16 protein-coding genes and 1 pseudogene are annotated in these 17,039 nt (G+C 60.4%); 5 read left to right on the top strand and 12 right to left on the bottom strand.

All coding sequences use genetic code 11. From position 1 onward, the window contains the following. The 3 genes from J3P73_RS04765 to J3P73_RS04755 form a co-directional block, all read right to left on the bottom strand. Positions 1 to 1,461 carry an aldehyde dehydrogenase family protein gene (locus tag J3P73_RS04765; RefSeq protein WP_130716790.1) on the bottom strand — a complete coding sequence of 487 codons (1,461 nt, stop codon included), beginning with the start codon at positions 1,459 to 1,461 and terminating at the stop codon, positions 1 to 3. A 2-nt stretch (positions 1,462 to 1,463) separates the two neighbouring features. Continuing rightward, a complete protein-coding gene (locus tag J3P73_RS04760) occupies positions 1,464 to 2,276 on the bottom strand; it encodes an SDR family oxidoreductase (protein ID WP_130716788.1) in 813 nt (270 codons plus the stop codon). A 146-nt stretch (positions 2,277 to 2,422) separates the two neighbouring features. Next, on the bottom strand, positions 2,423 to 3,451 hold the full coding sequence (locus J3P73_RS04755; RefSeq protein WP_130716786.1) for an N-acetylneuraminate synthase family protein: 1,029 nt from the start codon (positions 3,449 to 3,451) through the stop codon (positions 2,423 to 2,425). 656 nt (positions 3,452 to 4,107) lie between these two features. Between J3P73_RS04755 and gmd the strand changes: the two genes are divergently transcribed. Both gmd and fcl read left to right on the top strand, forming a co-directional pair. Continuing rightward, positions 4,108 to 5,190 carry a GDP-mannose 4,6-dehydratase gene (gene gmd, locus J3P73_RS04750; RefSeq protein WP_130716784.1) on the top strand — a complete coding sequence of 361 codons (1,083 nt, stop codon included), beginning with the start codon at positions 4,108 to 4,110 and terminating at the stop codon, positions 5,188 to 5,190. 4 nt (positions 5,191 to 5,194) lie between these two features. Then, positions 5,195 to 6,115, top strand: a complete 921-nt coding sequence (gene fcl / locus J3P73_RS04745) for a GDP-L-fucose synthase (RefSeq protein WP_130716782.1) — start codon at positions 5,195 to 5,197, stop codon at positions 6,113 to 6,115. A gap of 219 nt (positions 6,116 to 6,334) precedes the next feature. Here the strand turns inward: fcl and J3P73_RS04740 are convergent. The 4 genes and pseudogenes from J3P73_RS04740 to J3P73_RS04725 form a co-directional block, all read right to left on the bottom strand. Then, positions 6,335 to 7,464: pseudogene (locus J3P73_RS04740) on the bottom strand (IS5 family transposase). Between the two features lie 87 nt (positions 7,465 to 7,551). Then, positions 7,552 to 8,355, bottom strand: coding sequence for an anti-sigma factor family protein (locus tag J3P73_RS04735; RefSeq protein ID WP_130716780.1), 804 nt, complete (start codon positions 8,353 to 8,355; stop codon positions 7,552 to 7,554). Beyond that, positions 8,352 to 8,957 carry an RNA polymerase sigma factor gene (locus tag J3P73_RS04730; protein WP_130716778.1) on the bottom strand — a complete coding sequence of 202 codons (606 nt, stop codon included), beginning with the start codon at positions 8,955 to 8,957 and terminating at the stop codon, positions 8,352 to 8,354. Before J3P73_RS04730 ends, J3P73_RS04735 begins: the two co-directional genes overlap by 4 nt. 47 nt (positions 8,958 to 9,004) lie before the next feature. Continuing rightward, positions 9,005 to 9,541 (bottom strand): tetratricopeptide repeat protein, encoded by a 537-nt coding sequence (locus J3P73_RS04725; protein WP_130666546.1) that lies wholly within the window; start codon positions 9,539 to 9,541, stop codon positions 9,005 to 9,007. Between the two features lie 171 nt (positions 9,542 to 9,712). Between J3P73_RS04725 and J3P73_RS04720 the strand changes: the two genes are divergently transcribed. The 3 genes from J3P73_RS04720 to J3P73_RS04710 all read left to right on the top strand — a co-directional run bounded on the left by J3P73_RS04720 (position 9,713) and on the right by J3P73_RS04710 (position 12,592). Beyond that, positions 9,713 to 10,765 carry a type III polyketide synthase gene (locus J3P73_RS04720; protein WP_130716776.1) on the top strand — a complete coding sequence of 351 codons (1,053 nt, stop codon included), beginning with the start codon at positions 9,713 to 9,715 and terminating at the stop codon, positions 10,763 to 10,765. After that, positions 10,762 to 11,265 carry an isoprenylcysteine carboxyl methyltransferase family protein gene (locus J3P73_RS04715; RefSeq protein WP_130723619.1) on the top strand — a complete coding sequence of 168 codons (504 nt, stop codon included), beginning with the start codon at positions 10,762 to 10,764 and terminating at the stop codon, positions 11,263 to 11,265. Before J3P73_RS04720 ends, J3P73_RS04715 begins: the two co-directional genes overlap by 4 nt. A gap of 76 nt (positions 11,266 to 11,341) precedes the next feature. Next, positions 11,342 to 12,592 carry an NAD(P)/FAD-dependent oxidoreductase gene (locus tag J3P73_RS04710; RefSeq protein WP_130716772.1) on the top strand — a complete coding sequence of 417 codons (1,251 nt, stop codon included), beginning with the start codon at positions 11,342 to 11,344 and terminating at the stop codon, positions 12,590 to 12,592. On the opposite strand, the gene J3P73_RS04705 is transcribed toward J3P73_RS04710, so the two are convergent. The 5 genes from J3P73_RS04705 to J3P73_RS04685 are packed head-to-tail and all read right to left on the bottom strand — an operon-like array spanning position 12,582 to position 17,019. Continuing rightward, complete coding sequence (locus J3P73_RS04705; RefSeq protein WP_130716770.1) at positions 12,582 to 13,121, bottom strand: gluconokinase; 540 nt, start codon at positions 13,119 to 13,121, stop codon at positions 12,582 to 12,584. The genes J3P73_RS04710 and J3P73_RS04705 overlap by 11 nt on opposite strands. Before the next feature lie 27 nt (positions 13,122 to 13,148). Beyond that, the gene (locus tag J3P73_RS04700) at positions 13,149 to 14,102 is read right to left on the bottom strand and encodes a peptide ABC transporter ATP-binding protein (RefSeq protein ID WP_130697651.1); all 954 of its coding nucleotides are present in this window, start codon (positions 14,100 to 14,102) and stop codon (positions 13,149 to 13,151) included. Beyond that, entirely contained in the window at positions 14,099 to 15,115 is a 1,017-nt protein-coding gene (locus J3P73_RS04695) for an ABC transporter ATP-binding protein (protein WP_130697650.1), read from the bottom strand. The genes J3P73_RS04700 and J3P73_RS04695 overlap by 4 nt, the downstream gene beginning before the upstream one ends. Further along, positions 15,115 to 16,005, bottom strand: a complete 891-nt coding sequence (locus J3P73_RS04690) for an ABC transporter permease subunit (RefSeq protein WP_130716768.1) — start codon at positions 16,003 to 16,005, stop codon at positions 15,115 to 15,117. Before J3P73_RS04690 ends, J3P73_RS04695 begins: the two co-directional genes overlap by 1 nt. 9 nt (positions 16,006 to 16,014) lie before the next feature. After that, complete coding sequence (locus J3P73_RS04685; protein ID WP_018497415.1) at positions 16,015 to 17,019, bottom strand: ABC transporter permease subunit; 1,005 nt, start codon at positions 17,017 to 17,019, stop codon at positions 16,015 to 16,017. Between the last annotated feature and the right edge of the window lie 20 nt (positions 17,020 to 17,039).

Here is a 17,039-nt window from a genome sequence, read left to right as displayed (position 1 = left end):
TCAAAGCATCCCCGGGCGGACAAGGAAGGAGATGTTTTTCAGTTCCGAATACACATCGAGCGCCTCGACTCCAGGCTCGCGCGTGCCATTCCCGGACGACCCGAAGCCGCCGAACGGCATGTGCGGCTCGCTGCCATACGTACCCATGTTGACATTGGCGACGCCGGCTTTGACCCTTTGGGCGAACCACATCGCGCGATCGACGTTGCGGGTGTGCACAGCAGCGGTCAATCCGTATTCCGTGGCGTTTGCTACATCCAGCGCCTCGGTCATGCTGCCGACGGGATGGAGTGTCGTCACCGGACCGAAGACTTCCTTGCAACTGAGATCCGACGTGGTGGCAAGGCCATCGATAACTGTAGGCTCGACATAATAGCCTCCGGCCAACTCCGGTGCGTCCGGTGTGCGCCCCCCGCAAAGCACCTGGCCGCCTTGTTCTTTTGCGCGTTCGATGGCGGAAAACACGGACTGCTGTTGGCGGAGGCTGACGAGCGGCCCGAGATCGCATCCGGCGGCAACACCCAGCTTGAGGCTTCTGGCCTTTGCGGTCAGTCGGTTCCGAAACTCCTCGTAGACCGATTTAAAGACCAGCATGCGGCTACCGGCGGCGCAGCGCTGGCCGGCATTGCTGAAGGCCGACAGCGCCGCCCAGTGCACCGCCTGATCGAGATCGGCGTCATCACAGACGACGAAGGGGTTCTTGCCGCCCAGTTCGAGAGAAATACGTGCGAGACGCTTTCCAGCGACTTCCGCAATCCTGCGGCCTACTCCGGTCGAGCCCGTGAAGCTGATAATGTCGACCCGCTCGTCTGCGACCAACGTCGAGCCAGCCGGCTCGCCACGCCCAAGTACGACGTTGAATACGCCGTCGGGCAATCCCGCCTCCTTGGTCAGCTCGGCAAAGAGTTGGGCTATGCGTGGAGAGTCCTCGGCAGCTTTTAGAACCACCGTGTTGCCGCAAATAAGCGCAGGAAAAGTCTTCCATGCGATATTGGCGATCGGCGTATTTGCCGGCACGATCAGGCCGGCTACGCCACGAGGTTGGCGCACTGTGTGGCTGTATTTGCCGGGCGTGCCTGAGGTGAGCGACCGGGCGTATAGGCGCATACCCTCGCCGGCGAAATATTCCGCCTGCATGATCGCTCCGCCCGTCTCACCTTTGGCGTCCTGGGGAGGTTTGCCCGTTTCAAGCGCAATGCATTCCGCCAGCTCATCGGAACGTCGCTTCATCAGGGCGACGATATCCATCAGAATCTGGCCGCGCTTTACGGGTGTAAGCTCCGCCCAGGCTGGGAACGCCGAACGCGCTGCCGTTATCGCTTGCTCAACATCACCCTGCGAGGAGTCAGCCACGTGATAAAGGAGTTCGCCACTGTGCGGATTGAATTTCTCAAGCCATCCTTCACTCGAGGCGTGGCTGGCCTGGCCGTTGATCCAATTGAGAATGCGAAGCGTCGTCATGTTCAGATTGCCGTCCAGCCGCCGTCGATGATGAGATTAGAGCCCGTCATATATCGGGATGCAGGGCTCGCCAAGAATAACATAGCGCCGTTGTATTCATCGACGCTCGCCATACGGCCGATCGGGATCCGGCTGCAGTAGACATCGAGGAAGTCCTGCTCCTGGTTGTTAAAGACGCCCGCGATCGTGAGCGAGTTCACGCGCACGTTGCGCTTCGCCCAATAAGTCGCCAGGTATCGCGTCAGATTCAGGATACCGGATTTCGATGCTGAATAGGCCACGGGCTTGAAGAAGACCTCTCCGCGCTTTCGGCGATATTCGTAGAGGCTCTGGTCGGGAGAAACGAGCCCATAAATGGAAGCGACGTTGATGATTGATCCCTTGCCGGCATTGGCCATCGCGGCCCCGAATACCTGGCATGAGAGATAGACGCCCTTGAGGTTCACGTCGATAACCTTGTCCCAAGACGCTTCCGGGTAGTCTTCGAACGGCCCGTTTTCCTCGGGCGGGGCGGAAGGCGGAGAATCGATAGCGGCATTGTTGATGAGGACGGTGGGGGTACCGAATCTACCGGTCACGTCCTGAAGCGCCTGCTCCAATGACGCCTTCTTGGTCACATCCGCCGAACAAAACATGAAATTGTCGGGGTATTCGTCCTGCATCGCGAGACTGCCGGCAGAGGGGCGGAGATCAAGGCCAACAACGCGCGCATTGCGCGCCAGAAAAGCCTTGGCGTACTCGCCGCCCAGTTGGCCGGAAACACCGGTTACAAGGACGACGTCGCCACTCACGTCAAAAAGTCCATCGACATTCATGATTGCCACCTCGTCTCGATGCAGGCCGGGCAGGCGGAGAGCGATTGGGCGTCGCTCTCCTTACCCGATCTGCCAACCCGTGGGTTCTTCGGGGACGTTCCGTAGTGAGCTCGGTGCGCATCCCCTCGACGCCTCGGAACGGAAGCTCAGCCGAAATCGGAGTATTGAATGGGTTCACCCTTTGCAATATCCCGCTTCACAGTCTTTCCGAGAACCTTATTGCTCTCCCGCACAGGTATGTAATGGGTATTGAAAATGCGACCCGAAAGCTTATCCAGGGTCAGCTCTTCGCCGACGCGGATGTCCGAATATGCGATGATCGACTTGCCCAGCTTCTTGAATACTCTTTCGTTGCCGATCTCGTCCGCCGGCTTCTGGGGCATCATCGCGCGGACGCGCTTAATGTCACGCACGAACTTGCGGAAGCCATCGGGCTCCAGTGCAAAGCTGTGGTCGGTGCCCTTCCAGGCGCGGTTGAGGGTAACGTGCTTTTCGAACACGCGCGCGCCCTTCATGTAGGCAATCGGGCCTGACAACGTCCCGTTGAAGTGATCGGACGAGCCGATGATACAATTCGGAAACTCTTTGATGAGAACCTCGATATTGTCCAGCCCGAGGCGGTTGTACTCGCACGGGTATTCGGAGACGCAGTGCAGGATGGCCAACCGATCGTGATGCTTCAACACGACCTCGACGCTTGACCGAATCTGTTCGATCTTGCCGCCGCCAATGCTCATGACAACGGGCTTACCGAGTTTCGCGATCCGATTGAGGAAGGGAAGGTTGCCAAGATCGAACGAAGCCACTTTCAACAGGTCAACATCAATCTGCTGGAGGATCTCGAGGCTTGGCTCGTCGAAGGGTGTCGACATGAACTTCACGCCGTGCTTTTCGCAATCAGCCTTCAGGATCGGCAACCATTCCGGTTTTAGTTCGAGCTTCTCTCGATGAGCGCCGTAGGTTTCTGCAAAAGCATTTTCGCTGTCATACCCCGCCGCATAAGCATCCTCAGAAAAAAGGTACCTATTGTTGCGCGTCTGAAACTTGATCGCATCCGCGCCTTCGAATGCATAAATTCGAATATATTCCCGGGCGATATCCAGGTCTCCCTGATGATTTTGGCCCACTTCGGCAATCACGAAGGGCGATTCATCGAGAACATCTTTGCGAAACATTTTAACCTCTGTCGTTGGATTCTTCTGCAGCCAGCAAATTCGTTAGTCTGGGAGGATGCCCAGGCGGCACGCAGCGTCAATTTCTGTGCTTCACTCGGCCGCCGGGGTGTCTGATGCAACCTGGGTTTTAAGTTTGGCCGCCGAGTAAAGCCGAATAGTCCCTCTTTCAATCACCCCATTTAGAGCGCCGCTACCGTTCGAAACAGCAACTGCCATCTGAGATCAATGGCTTTTGCCGGTCCGACGCGCGGGTAGGAAAGCTGGCAAGAGCCCAGATCAAGCTCGGCATCAGCCAATAACGGCGGCTCGCAGAAATGACAAGCCGTTTCGTAACGTTTTACTCATGTGATTCTGAGTGTGCAGGTTTGGGGAAGGCCCGGCTGCACAGCTGCAGAAAAATTTTCACGAACCGTGCCGCATCAAGGACGCCGGTGTCGGCCTCGATCGCGTGACCATTGGCGTCGAAAACTCAGTGAACAAGCCGTAGTTGGGTCGCAAAGCGTGCAGATAATGACCAAACAGTGGAACGATCCGCTCGAAAAATAGTCCAGCCTATCCTGTTCGCGCGGCCCTAAGGTTGTTCATTTACAATTCGCAGATGCGCGGATACAAGGCCCAGGAATTCGAAAGACAATCTACCTTGAGAGATATGTGACATGAAAAGAGCCCTCATCACAGGCATCACGGGCCAGGACGGCTCCTATCTTGCAGAGCTTCTCATCGAAAAAGGATATGAGGTACACGGCATCAAGCGCCGCACGTCCCTCTTCAATACCGACCGCATCGACCACCTCTACCAGGATCCACACGACATCAACCGCAGGCTTGTGCTGCACTACGGGGACATGACGGATTCATCCAGCCTCGTTCGCATCGTCCAGCAGGTCCAGCCCGACGAGATCTATAACCTCGCGGCGCAGTCGCATGTCGCCGTCTCATTCGAAGAGCCGGAATATACGGCCAATTCCGACGCGCTCGGCGCGCTGCGCATCCTTGAGGCGATCCGCATTCTTGGCCTTGAAAAGAAGACGCGTTTCTACCAGGCGTCCACCTCCGAGCTCTACGGCCTAGTGCAGGAAATCCCGCAACGCGAAACGACCCCTTTCTATCCACGCTCGCCTTACGCTGTCGCCAAACTCTACGCCTACTGGATCACGGTTAACTATCGGGAAGCCTATGGCATTTATGCCTGCAACGGCATCCTCTTCAACCACGAGAGCCCGGTGCGGGGCGAGACTTTCGTGACGCGCAAGATCACCCGTGCACTGGCGCGCATCAAGCTCGGCCTTCAGGACTGCCTCTATCTCGGCAATCTGGATGCAAAGCGTGACTGGGGACATGCCAAGGACTATGTCGAGGTGCAATGGCTGATGCTGCAGCAGGAAGCGCCGGAGGATTTCGTCATCGCCACTGGCGTGCAGTACAGCGTACGCGAATTCGTCGACGCCGCGGCGCATGAAATTGGGCTTCCAATCTCATGGAAGGGATCAGGCGTTGAGGAAAAGGGCTACAACGAGAACGGCCGCTGCATCGTCGCGGTCGACCCCCGATACTTCCGTCCTACGGAGGTCGAGACCCTGCTGGGCGATCCGTCGAAGGCGAAGGAAAAGCTCGGCTGGGAGCCACGGACAACGTTTAAGCAGCTTGTTGCGGAAATGATGCGCGAGGACCTTAAATCAGCGGAGCGGGACGAACTCGTGAAACGCCACGGCTTCTCAGCATACGACTATCACGAGTGATCCGATGAACAGAGACGTGAAGATCTATGTTGCAGGCCATCGAGGCATGGTGGGGTCGGCCATTGTCCGAAGGCTGAAGGCCGGCGGCTACACGAACATCGTCACCAGAAGCCATGCCGAACTGGATCTCGTCAATCAGGCGGCGGTTGCCGAATTCATGAATGCAGAGCGGCCGGACTACATCTTCATGGCCGCGGCAAGGGTTGGCGGCATCCATGCAAACAATGTTTATCGTGCTGAGTTCCTCTACCAGAATCTGATGATCGAGACGAATGTTGTTCATGCCGCCTGGCAAGCTGGTGTGGAACGCATGCTTTTCCTTGGCTCGAGCTGCATCTACCCACGCGACTGCCCTCAGCCCATTCGCGAGGAGTATTTGCTAACCGGCCCCTTGGAGCAGACGAACGAGCCCTATGCAATCGCCAAGATAGCAGGCGTCAAGCTGTGCGAGAGCTACAATCGGCAATATGGAACCCGCTACGTATCGGCGATGCCGACTAACCTGTACGGTCCGAATGACAACTACGATCTGAACAGTAGCCATGTGATGCCGGCCCTGATCAGAAAGGTCCATGAGGCCAAGGTTCGCGGTGATCAGCAACTGGTCGTCTGGGGGTCTGGTCGGCCAATGCGAGAATTCCTGTATGTCGACGACATGGCTGATGCCTGCGTTTTCTTGATGGAAAGGGACGTCAGCGAGGGGCTCATCAATATCGGGACGGGCGAAGACATTACCATCCGCGAACTTGCCGAGACCGTCATGATGGTCGTCGGCTTCAAGGGCGAAATTGTTTATGACCAGACGAAGCCAGATGGAACGCCGCGCAAACTGATGAGCGTTGACCGTTTGTCGGCAATTGGATGGAAGGCGACCACCTCACTTAGCGACGGTATTGCGCTAACATATGCTGATTTCGCGTCCTGATATCTTTGCTCTCCGGCAACGACTGAAGCAAATCCTCTACACCTACCGTGCTGGGCGACTTGCACCATTTCACAAGCATAAAGCGCCCTCGACTACGGCCACATTAGCAGGCTGCTGAAATTGGCGCTGCGTTGCCGCAATCGAGAGCTTGGGTGCGATTTTTTGACGGATATCGGCCGGATTTGAGCTGGCCGCAGGCGATATCCCGATCATATTGGCCTATTTGCCTCCCACAAGACACACTTCGCCCGTCGACCCAATCAATTTCGGAAGACGAATGATGTTGTAGGCGACAAGGGCGAAAGTGAAGACCGCCTCGACCTTATCCAGTCCGCGCACCTTGAGCTGCGAGAGACCGCCGGTCGTCTTGACCCAGCCAAAGACTTCCTCGATCCGCTTGCGGCAGCGCAGGCTGATCGCATAGCCGGCGCTTTGCGCCACCTGCGGCGGCACCGCAGTCTTGCGCACCTTGCCCGTCTTGCTCACCGTCCCGTTGATCGCCACATGCGGCACGATCTTGCGCGCCTTCAACTCTTCGACAAAGGCTTCCACATCGTAAGCCTTATCGGCACCCAGCGTCGCGCCTTCGGCGGGGCCCTCGCTCAGTTCGCTGGCCGCCTCCCGCTCGCCCGTGCCGGTCGCATGCGTCACCGCACCGTCGACCACAAGTCCATTGCGGTTCTCCATCAGCGCATGCCCCAGATAGGCCAGTCGGCTCTCCTGGCCCTTGCTCTTGCGGTAAAGCCGGGCGTCCGGGTCGGTGGTCGAGGCGTGCGTCTCGTTCGAGCGCTTCTCCTTGCGGAAATCACGCTCGCCATTGCGCCCGCCCTCCGGTGGCTCGCCATCGTCGCCACCTGGGCTTCCTTGGCGCGAAAGCTCTTCATCGAGGCAAACGCCTTCAGCATTGTCCCGTCGACCGAGAAGTGCTCCGCGCTCAAAAGCTTCTTCACCGCCGCCTGTGCAAGCAGCGCCGACAGGAAGCCTTGCGCCACCTCCGTCGTCAGAACCCGGTCGCGATTATGCGTGAACACCGTCGGATGCCACACCGCATCATCGATCCCAAGTCCCACGAACCAGCGGAACAACAGGTCGAACTCAAGCCGTTCCATCAATTGCCGCTCGGAGCGGATCGAATACAGCATCTGCAGCAGCACCGCCCGCAACAGCCGTTCCGGCGCGATCGACGGCCGACCCGTCTTGGCATAGAACCCATCAAACGACCCATCCAGCGCCGCAAGCGATGCGTTCACCAACCCGCGCATCGCACGAAGCGGATGCCCAGCCGGAACCCGTGTCTCAAGGTCAACATACGAAAACAGCGATCCCGTCCGCTCATCCTCGCCACGCATTCAAATCAATCCCCGCTGTTGCAACCGCAGAGAATCATGGCGGCAACCCAAAAGCCAGAGGGTTTTGCAGCAGCCTGTTAGTAGAGGTCAGGCTGAAAGCCTCCTCCTGACGTCCTCTCCCAATTCCTGCACCCGGTCTAGCGGGATGCGGCCGATCAGCATGAAGGCGTGCGTCGCGTTCGACCAGTAGACGACGTTCATACCCTTGCGGCTTTCGAGGTCCGGCGCCTTGCTGCCCGCATCTGATTTGACGATGCACAGCGCCATCGGCCCGGTCTCGGGGTCGAGATAGGCGACCTGGGCAAGCGCCTTACCGTCATATTGCAGCAGCAGGGCGCGTTTGAAATCGATCCCCGGGAGCGAGACGGCTTCAGGGGAGAGTAACAGGCCGAGCTTTTCGTCAAGACTGGCGAGCTGGGCGGCCTGGTCCTCCCTGCCAGGGACGGGGCCGGCCAGGGTCTCCGGGGTATAGAGCGAGATATAATCGGCGACCACGGCGCGCCATTCGCTGTTTTCGTCCTTTGCCGAGAAGCCCCTGCCGATGCCGATGACGGCGCGGTCGATCGCGATGCCAGCGACGAGCGAGGCGGCGAGCGCGCCGAGGAAGCCGCGACGGCTGGCGAATGCGGGCGTGGAGGCGGGTCTGGCGCTCGGCTGCGCCGGGATTGCGGCAAGCATCGTCTCCAGCTTCTCGCGCGGGGCTTCGGCGAGAAGCGGGGCGAAGGCCTGCTTGAACGGCAGGCTGGCGCGCGCCAGGAATTCCAGCCGTTCGGCGGTGCTCTCGTCTTCCTCCACCATGGTTTGAATGCGCGCGGCATCTTCGGCCGTCAGCTCGCCGTCGATGAAGGCGGTCAGGTCCTCGTCGGAGGGAATGGTGTGTTTCGTGTTCATTGCCGTCCCCCTTCCGGTCCGGCGCCGGAGAGCTTGGCGCGGGCAGCAGCCAGCCGGCTCATCACGGTTCCGATCGGGATATCCAATATGCCTGCAACCTCGCGATAGGAAAGTCCTTCCACATAGGCGAGGAAAACCACCGTCCTCTGCGCCTCAGGCAGCGTATTCACCTGTTTCAGCACCTGATGGGCCATCACATGCGTTTCGGTGTCGTGCGCGCCGTCGAAGGTCAGCGTCTCCCCGGCATCGACGAAACCCTGACCCTGTCGCACCCGGCGGGAGCGGATCTCGTTCAGCCAGATTGAATGCAGGATCGAAAACAGCCAACGGTCGAGCCGGGTGCCGGGGATGAACTGATCGGCGCGCTCCAGCGCACGAAGGCAGGTCGCCTGGACCAGGTCGTCGGCGATATCGCGCTGATGCGAGAGAACGAGACCATAACGCCAGAGCCTTGCCAGATTTTCCGTCAGGCCGCTTCTGATATCCGCTTCGCTCGCGATGGCCGCCTCCGCCAATCCTGCATCCCTTGGAACCGCCGGATGAACCGGCGATTCCATTCTCGCGCGACTATAGGCAGGAAAATGGCTGCGCGCGACCGACATTCTTACATCCCTTTCGTGCTTCCGTTTTCCCGCCCGTGACCGGCCGATCAGATCTTCGAAGGGTCAAGGATCGCGGCGTTCAAGTCCTGATATTCCTCGCAACCGGTGCCGCAGATCGCCTTGATCGTGTTCAACTGGTCCTTGGCGAGATCGAGCTGGCCCTTGATGACATAGGCTTCGCCGAGATATTCGCGGACCTTGGCATATTGCGGATCCATCTTCACCGACTGCAGGTAGTAGGAGATGCCTTCGTCGGTGCGGCCGAGCTTGCGGGTGGCATAGCCGCGATAATTCAGCACTTCCGCGGTGTTCTGGTCCTTGACGGTGTCGAGCACGGCAAGCGCCTCTTCATAACGACCGGCCTTGGCCAGCGAATAGGCATAGTCGGCGCGGTTCTCGTCGGAGACGTTGGCGCTCTGCTGCTTGACGCATTTCTTGGTCTTCTGGTCGTAGATCTCGCCCTTCTTGCAGGTGGGCGTTGTGCTGCTATTATCGCCAACCGCAAAGACCGGGCCGGAGAAAACAGAAGCGACAAGGCAGCCGCCGAGAACGATGGAAGCGATGCGGGCTGTCGTGATCGTCATAGGGAAACTCCTCTAGAAATGACGTTGCGAGGAGAGAACACCGCTGCTTCGGACTTTATTCGGCTGCTCCTCGCATTTCTTTCATCACGGTTTCGTGAAGCAAGCTGATCCGAATAATTTCGGCGTAGGCGTGTTCTCAGTCGTTGCGCCGGGAACGACAAGGAGAACTCCGTGACCGATACCGTGAAACTCGTCAGCCTCGCCGTCGCCACACCAGAACATGTCATTTTCCAGAAACAGGCGGTCGAAGCCTCGGCCCGGCTGTTTGCCGACCGCTTCGAGGAATTCCGCCATCTTGCCCGCGTCTTCGACAGCGCCGGTATCGAAAAGCGTCATGCGGCGCGGCCGCTTGCCTGGTTCGACGAGCCGCATGGCTGGCAGGACCGGATGCAGGCCTTTGCAGAGGTGGCAGGCGGGCTTTTCGTCGAGGCTGCCAGCTCCGCCCTTCGGCTGGCAGGGCTTGAGGCCAGCGATGTCGACTGTGTCGTAACCGTCTCCTCCACCGGCTTTACGACGCCGAGCCTCGATGCACAGCTTAGCCGCAGGATGGGTTTCAGACCCGATATCGAACGCGTGCCGGTCTTCGGGCTCGGCTGCGCGGCTGGCGTGTCAGGCTTTGCGATCGCCTCACGGCTGGCGAAAGGACGGCCGGGCACTGTAGTGCTTTTCGTCTCGATCGAGCTTTGCACGCTCGCCTTCCGGCTGGACGAGCTGACGCGGCCAAACATCATCGCGACAGCGCTTTTCGGCGATGGCGCTGCCGCCTGCGTGCTGCGATCAGGCGAAGACGGGCTGGCGGAGGTGGAGTCGACCGGCGAACATCTCTTTCCCGACACGCTCGATATCATGGGCTGGAAGATAGACGACGGCGGCTTCGGCATCGTACTGGCGCAATCGCTGCCGCCCTTTGCCGAAAAGGAGCTTGGCCCGGCGGTGGGGGCTATTCTGGCGCGCAACGGGCTGAAACCGGAGGATATCGACCGCTTCATCTGCCATCCCGGCGGCACCAAGGTGCTGGCCGCGATGGAGAGCGCGCTTTCGCTGGTGCCGGGCACGCTCGATCACGAGCGGGCCGTGCTTGCCGAATATGGCAACATGTCCTCGCCAACCATCCTGTTCGTGCTGGAGCGGGCAATCCGCGCCGGGTTGCCGGAGCGCTCCGCGATGATCGCCATGGGGCCGGGCTTTTCGGCCAGCTGCGTGACGCTGCGGAGGGCGGCATGATGTGGCCGTCGATCGCGCTTCTGGCATTCGTAACGCTGCAGCGGCTGGCGGAACTCGTGCTCGCCCGGCGCAACACGGCGGCGCTTCTTGCCAGAGGCGCCAGAGAGGTGGCGCCCGAGCATTATCCCACCATGGTGGCGCTGCATGCAGGCTGGATCATCGGCCTTTGGCTGCTTGCACCGGGCAGGCCAGTAGCGCTCTTCTGGTTTCTGGTGTTCATGGGCCTGCAGGCGCTGCGGCTCTGGGTGCTCGCGACGCTGAAAGGCCGCTGGACGACGCGTATCATCGTCCTGCCCGGCGCGCCGCTCGTCAGATCCGGGCCCTATCGCTTCCTCCGCCATCCGAACTATGCGATCGTCGTCGGCGAGATCGCCGCCCTTCCCCTCGCCTTCGGCCTGCCGCTTTACGCGATCGTCTTTTCTCTTCTCAACGCGCTGATCCTCCATGTCCGCCTGAGGGCTGAAAATGCCGCACTGAAAAGCGCAATGATTTTGAAATGAATGCGATTTTCCGTTTGCGTCGCGGTATCGGCGCGGGCATTTTCACCGCATTAGACAAAGCGGAATGCAAGCGGAAATGACGAAAAACGCAATTGTGCTCGGCGCCGGCATCGTCGGGGTTTCCACGGCCATCCATCTTCAGCGGCGCGGCCGGCAGGTGACGCTGATCGACCGCAAGGATCCGGGCAACGAAACCTCGTTCGGCAATGCCGGCCTGATCCAGCGCGAAGGTGTCGCGCCTTACGGCTTTCCCCAGCAGCTCGGGCTTTTGCTGCGTTATGCGCTGAATAACCGCATCGACGCGCATTATCACCTGCGCACGCTGCCGAGCCAGATCGCCTTTCTCGCCCGCTACTGGTGGAATTCCAATGCGCGCCGCCATGCGATCATCACCCGGGCCTATGCGCCGCTGATCGAAAATTCGGTTGTCGAACACAAGGATCTGATCGAGGCGTCGCAGGCCGAAGCGCTGATCCGCAAGGACGGCTGGATAAAGATTTTCCGCAGTGAAGCCAAGCGTGACGGGGCTCTTGCGGAGGCAGCACTTTGGCAGAATGAATTCGGCGTGGAATATGACAGCCTGACCTCGGCCGATATCGCCCGCATGGAGCCTCATATGATGACCGGCGATTTCGCCGGCGGCATCCGCTGGCGCGACCCCTGGTCGGTGCTCGACCCGCATGCGCTGACGTCGGCCTATCGCCGCTATTTCGAAAGCCTCGGCGGCCGGTTTGTCACGGGTGACGCCGCCTCGCTCGGTCCGTTCGGCTCCGGCTGGAAAATCATGACCGCGGAAGGTCCGTTCGAAGCCGACGATACTGTGATGGCGCTCGGCCCCTGGGCGGACGTAGCAACGCGCCGGCTCGGCTACTCCTTCCCGCTCGGCGTCAAGCGCGGCTATCACATGCACTATGCCGCCGAGGGCAATGCCGTGCTCAACAACTGGATGCTCGATGCCGAACGCGGCTATCTCCTCGCGCCAATGCGCCGCGGCATCCGCCTGACGACAGGGGCGGAGTTTGCAACGCTCGACGCGCCGAAAACGCCGGTCCAACTCGACCGCGCCGAAGCCGCGGTGCGCACGATCTTCCCAATCGGTCGGAGGCTCGATCCCGAACCCTGGATGGGCGCGCGCCCCTGCACGCCAGACATGATGCCGATCATCGGCAAGGCGCCGCGCCATCAGGGCCTGTGGTTTGCCTTCGGCCATGCCCATCACGGGCTGACGCTCGGGCCGGTGACCGGCCGCGTGCTTGCCGAAGTCATCACTGGCGAGACGCCGTTCATCGATATTGCGGCCTATTCGCCGCAGCGTTTCAACCCGTAACGCCGAGCGCTGCAAGGCTCTTCAGCGCCGTTGCCGCGATGCCTTCGATCGTGTCGTCGATATCGACGGTGACGACGCCCGGCTCGCCTGTGGGCACCTCAAGCGTTGCCAGTTGGCTATCGAGCAGCGAGACCGGCATGAAATGTCCCTTGCGCTCGCCCATACGTTTCATCAGCAGCGCCCTGGAACCTTCGAGATAGACGAAGAACAGATTGCCACCGGCAGCAGCCCGCAGCCTGTCGCGATAGATGCGCTTCAGCGCCGAACAGGAGACGATAATGCCCTCGCTTTTCTCCAGTGAGGCTTTCATGTCTTCGCCGATGCTGTCGAGCCAAGGCATCCGGTCCTCATCGGTCAGCGGAATGCCCTTCGACATCTTTTCGACATTGGCGGCGGGATGGAGCGCATCGCCTTCGACGAAGGCCAAGTGCAGGGCTTCGGCGAGTTTCTCGCCGACAGAGGATTTGCCGCAGCCGCTGACCCCCATGACGACGATCGCATGAGGCCTGTTCATCTGCTCACCCGGCATGTTTGCTCCTCAGGCTTATCTTCCCGCTCAATCGAGCGGGAAGTGACAGGCATATTGATGTGTGCCTTCCCCAGTTAATTCGGGAGAAACCTGGCGGCAATGGTCCTGCGCCTTCCAGCAGCGTGGATTGAAGTGGCAACCTGACGGCGGCTTCAACGGCGAAGGCAGTTCACCCTGCAGGCGAATGCGGGTCTTTTCGCGATCAGGATCGGCGATCGGCGTCGCCGACAGCAAGGCTGCCGTATAGGGATGGCGCGGCCTTGCGAAGACCTCAGCGGCGGGACCGGTTTCCACGGGACGGCCGAGATACATTACCATCACCTCGTCGGCGATATGATGGACGACGGACAGGCCGTGCGAGATGAAGAGATAGGCAAGCCCCATCTCCTTCTGCAGGTCCATCAACAGGTTCAGCACCTGCGCCTGTATCGAGAGATCGAGCGCCGAAACCGGTTCGTCGAGCACCAGCACCTTCGGCCGCAACATCAGGGCGCGGGCAATGGCGATGCGCTGGCGCTGGCCGCCTGAGAACATGTGGGGATAGCGGCCATAATGCTCCGGACGCAGGCCGACGCGGGCCATCATCTCTTCCACCTTGCGGCGCCGGGCGGCGGCGTCGAGACTGGTGTTGATCTTCAGCGGCTCTTCGAGGATCGAGCCGACCTTCTGGCGCGGGTTGAGCGAGCCGTAGGGGTTCTGGAAGACGATCTGCACTTGGCTGCGCAGGCTGCGGTCGCCGACTTGGGCGGGCTTGCCGTCGATCAGCAATTGCCCCGATGTCGGATTCTCGATCATCGTGACTAGGCGGGCGAGCGTCGACTTGCCGCAGCCGGATTCGCCGACGACGGCGAGCGTCTTGCCGGAATGCAGGCTGAAGCTAACGCCGTTCAGCGCCTTGACGGTGGCATCGGCTTTAAACAGGCCACGATTGACGGTGTAGAAGCGGGCGAGATCCCTGCCCTCGAGAACAGCGCCCGTCATACGAGGTCTCCTGCTGTTTCAACGGCCATGATGCCGGGATGTCCGAGCGGCTTGCCGTCCTTCAAAGGATAGTTGCAGAGCGCCAGTCCGAGCTCCGGTCCCTGCCGGACGACGCCGCGATCGCATTCGACCGTGGCAAAGCCGCAGCGCGGCGCAAACAGACAGCCCGTCGGGCGACCATGCTGGCCGGGAACGACACCGGCGATCGAGGGAAGACGCTGGCCGACTTTGGCGCGTTCGGGAAGGGCTGCGAGCAGGGCTGCGGTATAGGGATGATGCGGATCGCGGAACAGCGCCCTTACCGGCTGTTCCTCGACCTTCTGGCCGGCATATTGCACCTGCACGCGCTCGGCAGTTTCGGCAACGACACCCATGTCGTGGGTGATCAGCACCAGCGCCATGCCCTGCTCTTTCTGCAGGCGGACGAGCAGGTCGAGGATCTGTGCCTGGATCGTCACGTCCAGCGCGGTCGTCGGTTCGTCGGCGATCAGCAGCTTCGGATTGCAGGCGAGCGCCATGGCGATCATGACGCGCTGGCTCATGCCGCCGGACATCTGATGCGGGAAGTTCGACAGGCGCTCTTCCGGCGCCGGAATGCCGACGAGGTTCAAGAGCTCGATCGAGCGTTGGCGGCGTTCCTTGCGGTTGAGGCCCATATGGACGCGCAGGGTCTCGCCGAGCTGGAAACCGACCGTGAAGCACGGATTGAGGCTCGACATCGGCTCCTGGAAGATCATCGCCATATCCTTGCCGACGATCCTGCGGCGCTGGCGGGCGGAGATGCCGCGCAGATCCTGGCCGTCGAACTGCATGCGGTCGGCGGTGATCTTCGCCGTCCAGGGCAGAAGCCCCATCAGGGCGAGCATGGCAACGGATTTGCCCGAGCCGGATTCGCCGACGATCGACAGGATTTCGCCCTTGTCACAGGCAAGCGATACGCCGTCGACGGCGCGGAAGAGACCGGAAGAGGTCTGGAATTCGACGGTCAGATTTTCAATTTCAAGAAGGGACATCACGACCTCTTCAGCTTGGGATCGAGCGCATCGCGCAGGCCGTCGCCCATCAGGTTGATGGCAAGAACGGTGATGAGGATGGCAAGACCCGGGAATGTCACCACCCACCAGGCGCGCGAAATGAACTCGCGGGATTCGGCAAGCATCGTCCCCCATTCGGGTGTCGGCGGCTGGGCGCCCATGCCGAGAAAGCCGAGGGCGGCGGCATCGAGAATCGCCGCCGAGAAGGCGAGCGTCGCCTGAACGATCAGCGGCCCAAGACAGTTCGGCAGGATTGTCTGGAACATCAGGCGGAAGGTGCCGGCACCGGCGACGCGCGAGGCGATGACATATTCCTTCTCGCGCTCGGACATGACCGAGGCGCGCGTCAGGCGCACGAAATGCGGCTGGTTGACCAGCGAAATCGCGATCATCGCATTGGTCAGACCTGGCCCGAGCACGGCCACCAGCACGAGAGCGAGCAACAGCGACGGGAAGGCCAGGATGATATCCATCAGGCGCATGATCGCCGTATCGATCTTGCCGCGGAAAAATCCGGCAACGAGGCCGATCAGGACGCCTGAAATGACCGAAAGCGTAACGACGACGACGCCGATGAAGAGCGAGAAGCGCGCGCCGTAGATCAGGCGCGAGAGGATATCGCGACCGACGGCATCCGTTCCAAGCGGGAAGGAAGCGCTGCCGCCTTGCATCCAGAACGGCACCGACAGCAGGACTGCGCGGTTCTGCTCATTCGGACCGTGCGGCGCAAAGACCGGCGCGAGGATTGCCACGACGAGGATGATGACGAAAACAACGAGGCCGATGACGGCGCCCTTGTTACGGGAGAAATAATGCCAGAACTCCGCAAGAGCGGATGGCTGGCCGGTTTTGACGGTGACCGTGCTCATGGACCGCTCCTAGTGACGAATGCGCGGATTGATGAAGCCGTAGAGAACATCAACAATCAGATTGACCAGCATGATGACGCCGGCGATCAGCAGAAGACCACCCTGAACCACAGCATAATCGCGCTTGAAGACCGAATCGACCATCCATTTGCCGATGCCCGGCCAGGAGAAGATCGTTTCGGTGAGGATGGCGCCGGCAAGAAGAACGCCGATCTGCAGACCGATCGTGGTGATGACAGGGATCATCGCATTGCGCAGCGCATGCACGCCGACGACGCGCAGCGGTTTCAGGCCCTTCGAGCGCGCCGTGCGGACGTAGTCCTCGCCCAGAACCTCGAGCATCGCCGAACGCGTCTGGCGCGCAATGACCGCGAGCGGAATTGTCGCCAGCACGATGGTCGGGAGAATGAGGTAACTGACGGCCGAGGCGAAAGCCCCCTTCTGGCCCGACAGCAGGCTGTCGACGAGCATGAACCCGGTGACCGGCTTGAAGAAATACATCAGCGAGATGCGGCCGGAAACCGGCGTCCAGCCGAGATAGCCGGAGAAGAAGATGATGAGCAGCAGGCCCCACCAGAAGATCGGCATGGAATAACCGATGAGCGCGACACCCATCACGCTCTGATCGAACCACGTGCCTCGCTTGACGGCCGCAAAGACGCCGGCGGGCACGCCAAGACAGACAGCGATGATGATGGCACAGAGCGAAAGCTCCAGCGTTGCCGGGAACAATGTAAAGAACTCGCCGAGAACGGGCCGCTTGGTGACGATCGAAGTGCCGAGATCGCCGTGCAGCACTTTTACGAGATAATCGAAATACTGCACATATATGGGCCGGTCGAAACCGAGATCATGCATGATCTGGGCGTGACGTTCCGGCGCCATCACACGTTCACCCGACAAAAGCATGACGGGGTCGCCGGGGATCATGCGGATGAACGAGAAGGCTATAAGCGAAACGCCAAGGAATGTCGGGATCAGCACCGCGAAGCGGCCGATGAAAAAACGCAACATAGCAGGTTTTCCAATAGTTT

Origin of the sequence: Rhizobium ruizarguesonis (assembly GCF_017357285.1) — a bacterium.
Lineage (GTDB): Bacteria > Pseudomonadota > Alphaproteobacteria > Rhizobiales > Rhizobiaceae > Rhizobium > Rhizobium ruizarguesonis.
Note: the sequence above shows the minus strand (reverse complement) of the source record. Positions and strands in the feature narration are given on the sequence as shown.